This window comes from Neisseria sp. HMSC03D10, assembly GCF_001807625.1.
In the GTDB taxonomy this organism is placed as follows: Bacteria; Pseudomonadota; Gammaproteobacteria; order Burkholderiales; family Neisseriaceae; genus Neisseria; species Neisseria mucosa.
This window is the reverse complement of record NZ_KV789510.1, coordinates 31676-41709: the sequence shown is the minus strand read 5'-3', so window position 1 is coordinate 41709 and position 10034 is coordinate 31676. Positions and strand designations below refer to the sequence as shown.

Genomic DNA, 10034 nt, shown 5'->3' with positions numbered 1-10034 from the left:
TAGAACCACCCCCATCCTAACCTTCCCCCGCCCGACTGGGGAAGGGACAGGTTGCCGTTGAAGCAATCCGTAGCGTGGGCTTTGCCTGCGAAATGAATACACGGAAACAGATAACTGATTCAGATTATTAAACAGCAGATTTCGTGGGCAAAGCCCTCGCTACGGGTTCGGTTGCTCCAAGTATGTATCGAGTCAATAAAAAGGTCGTCTGAAACCTTGAATTTCAAGTTTCAGACGACCTTTTTCATGCCTGCTATATTATGGTGAAACCCGTCAAATCACTTCCAAAACAAAATATTGGCGCAATTTGTCGTACACTTTGTCGGTTACGTTGATGCAGCCGTTGGTGATGATGCGGTCGGAGACGACGTTGGAAGCGATGCGCTGCATACGGCGCTCGGAGGGTTTGAGCGTCCAGACGCGGTGCAGGGCGAAGAGGAAGTCTTTTTCCTGCTTGAAGCCGATGATTTCGCCGCCGTAGCCGGGTTTGGAAGTCTTCATCAACTGCATATCAAATGTGCCTTTCGGCGTGGTTTTGCCGATGAGCACGGGGTAACACTGGGCATCGTCGGTGAAACACAGCTCGGCTTTGGCGGTGTTGACGATGACTTTTTTGCGTTGCATGTATTCTTTGGCGGCATCGGCTGCGGCAAAGCTGTTCAGCCCTGTCAGCAGTGATACGCCGAGGATGATTCTTTTAAACATGTTTTCCTGTTATTTGCGGATGCGGTGGTGGGTTTCGGGCGCAACCTCGCGGATGATGATTTGAGGTTCAGGCGCGGGTTGTGGGGCAACTTCTTGTGCGGGCGGGCAGACGGCGTCTTCCGGGAAGACGGCTTTCCAATGGAAGCTGCGGGCGTATTTGTGTTTGTCAAACAAGACTTTGTATTGGCAGGTGGTAATGCCTTCTACGCCGGAGCCGATGTCGGGATTGGCGGGAACGCCGGGAGTGCGGAAGTGGAAGAGGTAATTCCATTCGCGCACGCCGAACATACCTTCATCGTAGTGCGGACGGCCGAGGATTTTGTAGATGTCGTCTTTGCTCAGACCCGGTTTCATCTGTTCGAGTTCATCGGCGGTAGGGAATGTGCCTTGGTTTTTGTTGAAGGTTACGGAGTAGGGTTTCGGAAAGACGGGGTTGTCCGTCGTTCCGTCGGCTTTAACGTGGCTTTTGCCGGCGCAGGCGGACAATACGGCTGCGGCAGCGAGGTAAAGGGCGGTTTTGGCGATGCGGGACGTTTTCATGGTTAATCCTTTTTCATGTTGGCGGCTTCGGTTATGCCTCTGCCGCATGGAAAAATACGATTTACCCGCACGCTGCCCTTTGTGCTGATGCCGTTTATTGTCACTTTGTAACAATTTCATACGGATATAATTGGAAATGATGGTACATCGGCTTCAGGCAAGCGTGTGTCCGGGTCGGGTAAAATCGCGTTACTGGTTGTTTATTTTGATGTTTAATCAAATTTAAGGCGAAATGTTAATTTCTTGTTCAGATTCCATGCAAGTTTTATGCCAATTTTTTAAAAAGGTCGTCTGAAACGCTTATCCGTGTTTCAGACGACCTTTCGCTTTCAGGATTTAAAAAAACGGATTGTGCCGTTTTTCATGCCCGATGTCGGTCATTCTGCCGTGTCCCGCGATGACGCGGGTATCTTCGGGCAGGACGAACAGTTTGGTGCGGATATTATGGATGAGGTCGGCGTGGTTGCCGCGAGGGAAGTCGGTTCTGCCTATGGTTTCGTAAAACAATACGTCGCCCGCAATAAGCAGCCCTGCTTCAGCGCAGTAGAAAACGACGTGGCCAGGCGTGTGGCCGGGGATGTGCAGGACTTGGAAGGCGTGGCTGCCGACCTTGAGCGTTTCGCCTTCGGTCAGCCAGCGGGTCGGCTCGAATGCGGGGGAAACGGGAAAGCCGTATTGGGCGGTCGTTTCGGGCAGGGCTTGGAGCAGAAATTCGTCGTCCGCATGAGGACCGATGACGGGGACGGGGCGGTGTTCCCGCAATTCCACCACGCCGCCGGCATGGTCGAGGTGTCCGTGGGTCAGCCAAATGGCGGTCAGGGTGAGGTTTTTCGCGTCCAGCTCTTGCAGCAGGTAGGGAACGTCGCCGCCGACATCGGTCAGGACGGCTTCGCGGGTTTCGTCATCCCACAAGAGGGTGCAGTTTTGGCGGAAGGGGGTAACGGCAATGATTTCGGCTTGAAGTGCCATGAGGCGGGATTCCTTGGGTAGTGGTTGGACGGGGGGCTTTAACTTCGTTGAAACGATGTTTTCAGACGACCTTCGGTCTGTTTATGCGGTATCATTATTATATTTGAAATAATCACTCACATTATTGGAACGTTTATGAGAACTTCAATGCAGGGCATGATACCGATTTTTGCCGCTTTTTTCATCCAAACGGCGCTCGGCGCGGATTTGATGCTGGCGCAGGAATACAAAGACCAAGACATTGCAGGCTGGGCGATGAGCGAGAAGCTCGACGGCGTGCGCGCGTATTGGGACGGGCGGCAACTGGTCAGCAGGCAGGGCTACGCGTTTACGCCGCCCAAAGGCTTTACCGCGCAGTTCCCACCCTATCCGCTCGACGGCGAGCTGTATAGCGGGCGCGGGCAGTTTGAACAGATTTCCGCCGCCGTGCGCTCGTCTTCCGGCGATTGGCGCGGCATCCGCCTGCACGTTTTCGACGTACCCAAAGCACAGGGCAATCTCTACCAACGCCTCGCCGTCGCAACGCAATGGCTGAAAACGCATCCGAACGCGCCCATCACCATCATCCCGCAAACCAAAGTGCGCGACCGGCAGCACGCGATGGATTTTTTGAAACAAATCGAAGCGCAGGGCGGCGAAGGCGTGATGCTGCGCCAGCCCGAATCGCGTTACAGCGGCGGCAGGAGCAGCCAATTATTGAAGCTGAAAAGCCAATACGACGACGAATGCACGGTAACGCGGCATTATGAAGGCAAAGGGCGCAACGCCGGACGGCTGGGCGCGGTCGGCTGCAAAAACCGACACGGCGAATTCCGCATCGGCAGCGGCTTCAAAGACAAAGACCGCGACAACCCGCCCAAAATCGGCTCGGTCATCACATACCGCTACCGCGGCTTCACGCAAAAAGGCACGCCGAAATTTGCCACGTTTGTGCGGGTCAGGACGGACAGGTAAGAGCCGATGGTCGAAAGGTCGTCTGAAAACCGTATTTTTAGGTCTTCAGACGACCTTTTTACAAGTTTGAGGGATACTGAATCGGTTTTCTGCTTTGGGGTGGGAGGGGGGAGCTTTGGTATATGGTGTACAATTTCCGCCTGATTGGTTTTTAATGGATTGGTTTGATAGAGGGATAAATGATGGATGTTAATGGTTTGATTTTTGAAAGTTTCCTCCCATTATTTGATAAGGGAAAATACACTGAAGCGATTGAAATTCTGCATCAAGCCTGGGATGGGATTACGGATAAAAATACTCAGATTCCAGAGCAAATTAGAATTAAATCTTGGCTTGGTCATTGTTATTTCCAACAGCTCATGAAGGCCAAAGATGTGGATGAAACAGATAAACTGTTTGAAAAAGCTGTTGAATACTATCAGCAAGCGCTGAACCTTACCGAACAACTGGAAGATGAAAAAAGCTGTATTCAGGAAAAAATCAAGGCTCAATCTTGGCTTAGTCGTTGTTATTTCAAAAAGTTCTTCATAAAAATGAAAGAAACGGATGAAGAGGAAGCAAATAAACTGTTTGAGAAAACAGTAGAACATTATCAGCAATGGTTGGAACTTGCCAAGAAACTGAAAGATCAACAAGACGGCATTCAGGAACAAGGTTATGCTCAATCTTATTTTGGCTATTATTATTTCAAACAGGCTAAAAAAACCAAGAATGTGGATAAAACAGATGGACTGCTCAAACTGGCTATTAAACACTATAAGCAATGGTTGGAACTTTTCGACCAACAAAGGAACATCTGGCAACAAGTCTATACCCAATTTTTTCTTGGCATTTGTTATTTTGTACGAGCCAAGAAAAACAAAAATCCAGCTGAAGTAAAAACATTTTTCAAGCAAGCTAGTGAATATTTTTTGACTGTTAACGAACAAATACCACAATTAAATGATGAAAAAGAAAAATTAAAAAAGAGAATTCATCCTTACTTAAGAGATATTGATTACTTCAATAAGAATTGGAATTCCTATTTCAAAAAGAAAAAACAAGAAATCCAGGAATCGCTTTTCAAAGGTAAAATTTCACAACCGCAAGACGCTGTTTCAACCGTGTTGGCGGCTCTCCATATCACGCCGGCAGAATTGGGGGCAATCCCGATGGCGCATTACACCTCACCTCATGTATGTCATAAATTATTCGGGATTGATGACAACGAAACCGCCAATCCGATGCGGCTCGGCAGCTCTACCTATATGAACGACCCGTCTGAAGGCAAGGCATTGTTGGACTTGCTGAACCAGCAGGATTTGGAGTTGGAAAACAAGGCTGATGGCGCGTCCCACAATGCCTTTTTTACCTGCTTCTCCAGCCGCGTCAACGATTTGAACCAGTTTCGCCTATATGGGAAAGAAGGTGGAGTAGAGGCTTCGGGCTGCTGCCTGGTGTTCAATAAAAACGGGGATTGGCTGAAAGAAGCAGATATTTCCGCCCCATTTCGTAGCCTCATCAACGAATCGGGCAGATTGGTGACGGAAGCCGACAACCTTGCAGAAAATTTAGATGAGCTGATGACGGAAGCCGATAGACTTGCAAAAAAGTTAGACGATCTGATGACTGAAGATGACATATCAGATTCAGAATACGAAAAGCTGCCGCTTTATCAAGTCGCTTATGTCGCTTACGAGGATGAATATATTTCGGAAAAGAAATGCGGGATATGGCTTTCTGCACCCAATAAGGCTTTCGACCTTCATCAAAATTTAGCAAAAGAAAATTTGGGATCGTCCATTCGATTTACGTTAAATGCAAATATCAGTCGGTTCGGTATTCGCCTGAAACCCGTCGGAAATGAAGAATGGCATCAGTTCCGCTTGAAAAAATTAAAAGAAGCGTTGGAAGCACTTATCGGGTTTTTCAAGGACAAATCCGCCGTCAGTGACGAAGATAAAGAAGCCTTGGAATACATCCGCTATCTGTTTAAAGATTTCGCCTTCCGCGACGAAGAAGAGTTCCGCCTGCTGGTCATCAAGCCGATCGATTCGGAGGAAATCGAATATTGCGAGACCACCCAATCCGTCTATATCCCTTATGCCGATATACGGAATCTGGCGGACGAGGTGATTTTGGGTACGAATTACGAAAAAACCGGCAATCAACGCAAGGCGGAAGTGTTCCGCTATCAGATGAAACAAAAATGCCCCAACGTCAAAGTCTCCCGCTCGACGCTGCCGATTAATCCGCCGAATAAGTAGCTTGGTTTGCTTAATTTCCGATACGGGTACCTATTATCAGCCGTCATTCCCGCGCAGGCGGGAATTCAGTCCTGTCGGCACGGAAATCTGTCGGGCAAAAAGGTTTCCTAAATTCTGCGTTCTGGATTCCCGCCTGCGCGGGAATGACGGACGGTGTATCGGAAGTAGTAGTGAAACCCGCCGCCCCGTTTTCAGACGACCTTTTCATCTGTCTGCAAGGCTTTCCCGCTATAATTCCCGCTTTCGCTATTTTCAGACGATCTCTTTTCTATGAAATCCTACCCCGATTCCTATCTCCATTTCGAAAACCTCGACGCCCCCGAAACGCAAAATTTCGCTGCTGAAGCGCATGCCGAAACGCGTGCGCGCTTTTTGGACAACGATAAGGCGCGCGTGCTGTCGGACGGGATTTTGGCGCAGATGCGGGACACGCGGCAGATTCCGTTTTGTCAGGAACACCGCGCGCGGATGTACCATTTCCATCAGGATGCGGAGTATCCGAAGGGCGTGTACCGCGTGTGCACGGCGGCGACCTACCGTTCGGGCTATCCTGAGTGGAAAATCCTGTTTTCGGTGGCGGATTTCGACGAGTTGCTCGGCGACGATGTGTATCTGGGCGGCGTGTCGCACTTGGTGGAGCAGCCCAACCGCGCGCTGTTGACTTTGAGCAAATCGGGCGGCGATACGGCTTATACGCTGGAAGTGGATTTGGAAGCGGGCGGGCTGGTTGAGGGCGGTTTTCATTTTCCGGCGGGGAAAAACCATGTGTCGTGGCGCGATGAAAACAGCGTGTGGGTGTGTCCGGCTTGGGACGAGCGGCAGTTGACCGAATCGGGCTATCCGCGCGAAGTGTGGCTGGTGGAGCGCGGCAAGAGTTTCGAGGAAAGCCTGCCGGTGTACCAAATCGGCGAAGACGGGATGATGGTGAACGCGTGGCGTTACCTTGATCCGCAGGGTTCGCCGATTGATTTGATTGAAGCGTCGGACGGTTTTTACACCAAGACGTATTTGCAGGTGTCGTCGGAAGGCGAGGCGAAACCGTTGAATCTGCCCGCCGATTGCGACGTGGTCGGCTATCTGGCGGGGCATCTTTTGCTGACGCTGCGCAAGGACTGGAACCGCGCGAACCAAAGCTATCCGAGCGGCGCGCTGGTGGCAGTGAAGCTGAATCGGGGCGAACTCGGGGCGGCGCAGCTTTTGTTTGCGCCCGATGAAACGCAGGCATTGGAAAGCGTGGAAACGACCAAGCGTTTTGTGGTGGCGAGCCTGCTGGAAAACGTACAGGGCCGTCTGAAAGCATGGCGGTTTGCCGACGGCAAATGGCAGGAAGCCGAGTTGCCGCGCCTGCCGTCGGGCGCGCTGGAAATGACCGACCAGCCTTGGGGCGGCGACGTGGTTTACCTTGCCGCCAGCGATTTCACTACGCCGCTGACGCTGTTTGCGCTGGATTTGAACGTGATGGAACTGACCGTCATGCGCCGCCAGCCGCAGCAGTTTGTTTCAGACGGCATCGAAGTGCGGCAGTTTTGGGCGGTTTCGTCCGACGGAGAACGCATCCCTTATTTTCATGTCGGCAAAAACGTCGCGCCCGACACGCCGACGCTGGTCTATGCTTACGGCGGTTTCGGCGTGCCCGAGCTGCCGCATTATCTGGGCAGCATCGGCAAATACTGGCTGGAAGAGGGCAACGCCTTCGTGTTGGCGAACATACGCGGCGGCGGCGAGTTCGGCCCGCGCTGGCATCAGGCGGCGCAGGGAATCAGCAAACACAAAAGTGTCGACGATTTGCTTGCCGTCGTGCGTGATTTGTCCGAACGCGGCATGAGTTCGCCCGAACACATCGGTTTGCAGGGCGGCAGCAACGGCGGCCTGATTACCGCCGCCGCCTTCGTGCGCGAACCGCAAAGCATAGGCGCGCTGGTGTGCGAAGTGCCGCTGACCGACATGATCCGCTATCCGCTGCTCTCCGCCGGCGCAAGCTGGACGGACGAATACGGCAACCCGCAAAAATACGAAGTCTGCAAACGCTGGCTGGGCGAATTGTCGCCGTATCACAATCTTTCAGACGACGTGCCATACCCGCCCGCACTCATCACCACCAGCCTCAGCGACGACCGCGTCCATCCCGCCCACGCGCTCAAGTTCTACGCCAAACTGCGCGAAACCTCCGCGCAATCGTGGCTCTACGCTCCGGACAGTGGCGGCCATACCGGCAACGGCACGCAACGCGAATCCGCCGACGAACTCGCCTGCGTGTTGCTGTTTTTGAAAGAGTTTTTGGGGTAAGGGCGGGTGGCGACACTGCTGCCGCGAATGAAAAAAGGTCGTCTGAAATTGCTTTTTCAGACGACCTTTTTTAATGGTTGTTTCAAATCAAAATATCTATGCCGCCGGCCCCATCAGCACTTCTTCACATCCGAAGGCAAAAATCCGTAATGCCGCCTGAATGCTTCGTTGAACCGTCCCGCGTGGCGGTAGCCGCAAAAGTGCATGGCGGCTTGGACGGTGCTGCCGGATTCGATGAGGGCGAGCGCGTGTTCCAGCCGCAGGCGGCGCAGGCGTCCGGCGACGGTTTCGCCGGTTTGCGCTTTGAAATAGCGTTTCAGGTAGCATTCGTTCAGCCCGACTCGGAGGGCGATTTCGGCGATGGTCAGCGGGCGGGCGAATTCGTGTTGCAGGATGTCGGCGGCTTCGTCTATGCGCCGGCGGCGGTAGCCGTTGTCGTGGCGGCGGAAGGTGAAGCGCAATAATCGGGCGGAGAGTTCCAGCGCGGCGGCTTCGTCGGCGAGCAGGCCGAAGCCGTCCGATTCGAACGGGCGTTGCAGCAGGGGGCAGGCCGCCGCCGTCAGTGCCGCCGCGTTTTGCGCCAGCCGTTGCAGGGCGAATCGGCCTATCGTTTGCGGCGAAAACAGGCGTTCGTCCAGCAAGCCTTCGTCGTGCCAGCGGCGCAGTTTTTCCAGCGAAAAATCCAAATGCAGCGCGCACATGCCGCCGTTGTCGGGCAGCAGGGTTTCGGATACGTCCGCCAGTTCGCCGCGTACCAGCCAGATTTCGCCGGCAGACGGGTGGTATTCCCTGCCGCCCATTTGTAACCGGTTCTGCCCCGACACCATGACGAACAGGGCGCAGTTGTGGCTGAAATTGTGGATTTCGGTGGGAAACACACCCGTTCCACCGCCGCGCATCCGCGACAGGGTGATGCCCGAGTCGAAGCGGTTGATGCACATTTCCAGATGTAAACCGGGCTGTTTTGCCTGCGCCATGAGCGCGCTGTCGGAACAGCCGTCCAACGCCCAGCCGGATTTATCGGAGCGGACATAGGTTTGGTACTGGCGGTAGATGGCGGCGGTGTTCATGCTTGGATGGGAATGGGTTGTCTGATAAGTGGATTAAATAGGAATTATTGCCAATAATCAAGCGTAGGGATTGGTTGAAACGGAAAAGGTCGTCTGAAAGCGTGTTTCAGACGGCCTTTCCCGTTTCGGGAATTTGTTTTGCCGTATCGGGAATTTTGCGTTTTGCAGCATGGTTTCTGCGGGTTAGTTATTTAATAATATTCTTAATTCGCACAACAAAGGAACCGCACATCATGAAGCCACGTTTTTATTGGGCAGCCTGCGCCATCCTGCTGGCCGCCTGTTCGCCCGAACCTGCCGCCGAAAAAACTGTATCCGCCGCATCCCAAGCCGCATCTGCCGCCACGCTGACCGTGCCGACCGCACGGGGCGATGCCGTTGTGCCGAAGAATCCCGAACGCGTTGCCGTGTACGACTGGGCGGCGTTGGATACGTTGACCGAATTGGGTGTGAACGTGGGCGCAACCACCGCGCCGGTGCGCGTGGACTATTTGCAGTCTGCATTTGAAAAGGCGGCAACGGTGGGGACGCTGTTCGAACCCGATTACGAAGCCCTGCACCGCTACAATCCGCAGCTTGTCATTACCGGCGGGCCGGGCGCGGAAGCGTATGAACAGTTGGCGAAAAACGCGACCACCATAGATCTGACGGTGGACAACGGCAATATCCGCACCAGCGGCGAAAAGCAGATGGAAACCCTGGCGCGGATTTTCGGCAAGGAAGCGCGCGCGGCGGAATTGAAGGCGCAGATTGACGCGCTGTTCGCCCAAACGCGCGAAGCCGCCAAAGGCAAAGGGCGCGGGCTGGTGCTGTCGGTTACGGGCAACAAGGTGTCCGCCTTCGGCACCCAGTCGCGGTTGGCAAGCTGGATACACGGCGACATCGGCCTGCCGCCCGTGGACGAATCTTTACGCAACGAGGGGCACGGGCAGCCCGTTTCTTTCGAATACATCAAAGAGAAAAACCCCGACTGGATTTTCATCATCGACCGTACCGCCGCCATCGGGCAGGAAGGGCCGGCGGCCGTGGAAGTGTTGGATAACGCGCTGGTACGCGGCACGAACGCTTGGAAGCGCAAGCAAATCATCGTCATGCCTGCCGCGAACTACATTGTCGCGGGCGGCGCGCGGCAGTTGATACAGGCGGCGGAACAGTTGAAGGCGGCGTTTGAAAAGGCAGAACCCGTTGCGGCGGGGAAAGAATAGGGGTCGTCTGAAAACGGAGCTGCAAAAGAAGTGAAAAGCAGCCTGCACGTTGAAAATGC

8 protein-coding genes are annotated in these 10034 nt (G+C 53.6%); 4 read left to right on the top strand and 4 right to left on the bottom strand.

The features are described from left to right. Positions 1-273 precede the first annotated feature (273 nt). The 3 genes from HMPREF3066_RS03055 to HMPREF3066_RS03045 form a co-directional block, all read right to left on the bottom strand. Positions 274-705, bottom strand: a complete 432-nt coding sequence (locus tag HMPREF3066_RS03055; protein WP_070440362.1) for a L,D-transpeptidase — start codon at positions 703-705, stop codon at positions 274-276. 9 nt (positions 706-714) lie between these two features. After that, positions 715-1245, bottom strand: a complete 531-nt coding sequence (locus HMPREF3066_RS03050) for an outer membrane protein assembly factor BamE (RefSeq protein WP_070440359.1) — start codon at positions 1243-1245, stop codon at positions 715-717. A 336-nt stretch (positions 1246-1581) separates the two neighbouring features. Then, complete coding sequence (locus HMPREF3066_RS03045) at positions 1582-2214, bottom strand: MBL fold metallo-hydrolase (RefSeq protein WP_070440356.1); 633 nt, start codon at positions 2212-2214, stop codon at positions 1582-1584. Positions 2215-2361: 147 nt separating this feature from the next. Here HMPREF3066_RS03045 and HMPREF3066_RS03040 point away from each other — a divergent pair, with 147 nt between their 5' ends. The 3 genes from HMPREF3066_RS03040 to HMPREF3066_RS03030 all read left to right on the top strand — a co-directional run bounded on the left by HMPREF3066_RS03040 (position 2362) and on the right by HMPREF3066_RS03030 (position 7700). Continuing rightward, on the top strand, positions 2362-3168 hold the full coding sequence (locus tag HMPREF3066_RS03040; RefSeq protein ID WP_060974398.1) for a DNA ligase: 807 nt from the start codon (positions 2362-2364) through the stop codon (positions 3166-3168). A 179-nt stretch (positions 3169-3347) separates the two neighbouring features. Continuing rightward, positions 3348-5414, top strand: coding sequence for a hypothetical protein (locus HMPREF3066_RS03035; RefSeq protein ID WP_070440355.1), 2067 nt, complete (start codon positions 3348-3350; stop codon positions 5412-5414). Positions 5415-5684: 270 nt separating this feature from the next. Further along, positions 5685-7700 carry a prolyl oligopeptidase family serine peptidase gene (locus tag HMPREF3066_RS03030; RefSeq protein WP_070440353.1) on the top strand — a complete coding sequence of 672 codons (2016 nt, stop codon included), beginning with the start codon at positions 5685-5687 and terminating at the stop codon, positions 7698-7700. 113 nt (positions 7701-7813) lie between these two features. Here HMPREF3066_RS03030 and HMPREF3066_RS03025 read toward each other — a convergent pair whose 3' ends face one another. Next, entirely contained in the window at positions 7814-8770 is a 957-nt protein-coding gene (locus tag HMPREF3066_RS03025; RefSeq protein WP_070440351.1) for a helix-turn-helix transcriptional regulator, read from the bottom strand. A gap of 233 nt (positions 8771-9003) precedes the next feature. On the opposite strand from HMPREF3066_RS03025, the gene HMPREF3066_RS03020 reads away from it, so the two are divergent. Then, a complete protein-coding gene (locus HMPREF3066_RS03020) occupies positions 9004-9975 on the top strand; it encodes a siderophore ABC transporter substrate-binding protein (protein ID WP_070440349.1) in 972 nt (323 codons plus the stop codon). Positions 9976-10034: the final 59 nt, after the last annotated feature.

Bases quoted from the DNA above. Each gene is read 5' to 3' on its own strand.
- HMPREF3066_RS03040 (WP_060974398.1), top strand. From the start codon at position 2,362: ATGCAGGGCATGATACCGATTTTTGCCGCTTTTTTCATCCAAACGGCG.
- HMPREF3066_RS03035 (WP_070440355.1), top strand. From the start codon at position 3,348: ATGATGGATGTTAATGGTTTGATTTTTGAAAGTTTCCTCCCATTATTT.
- HMPREF3066_RS03030 (WP_070440353.1), top strand. From the start codon at position 5,685: ATGAAATCCTACCCCGATTCCTATCTCCATTTCGAAAACCTCGACGCC.
- HMPREF3066_RS03055 (WP_070440362.1), bottom strand. From the start codon at position 705: ATGTTTAAAAGAATCATCCTCGGCGTATCACTGCTGACAGGGCTGAAC.
- HMPREF3066_RS03045 (WP_070440356.1), bottom strand. From the start codon at position 2,214: ATGGCACTTCAAGCCGAAATCATTGCCGTTACCCCCTTCCGCCAAAAC.
- HMPREF3066_RS03020 (WP_070440349.1), top strand. From the start codon at position 9,004: ATGAAGCCACGTTTTTATTGGGCAGCCTGCGCCATCCTGCTGGCCGCC.
- HMPREF3066_RS03025 (WP_070440351.1), bottom strand. From the start codon at position 8,770: ATGAACACCGCCGCCATCTACCGCCAGTACCAAACCTATGTCCGCTCC.
- HMPREF3066_RS03050 (WP_070440359.1), bottom strand. From the start codon at position 1,245: ATGAAAACGTCCCGCATCGCCAAAACCGCCCTTTACCTCGCTGCCGCA.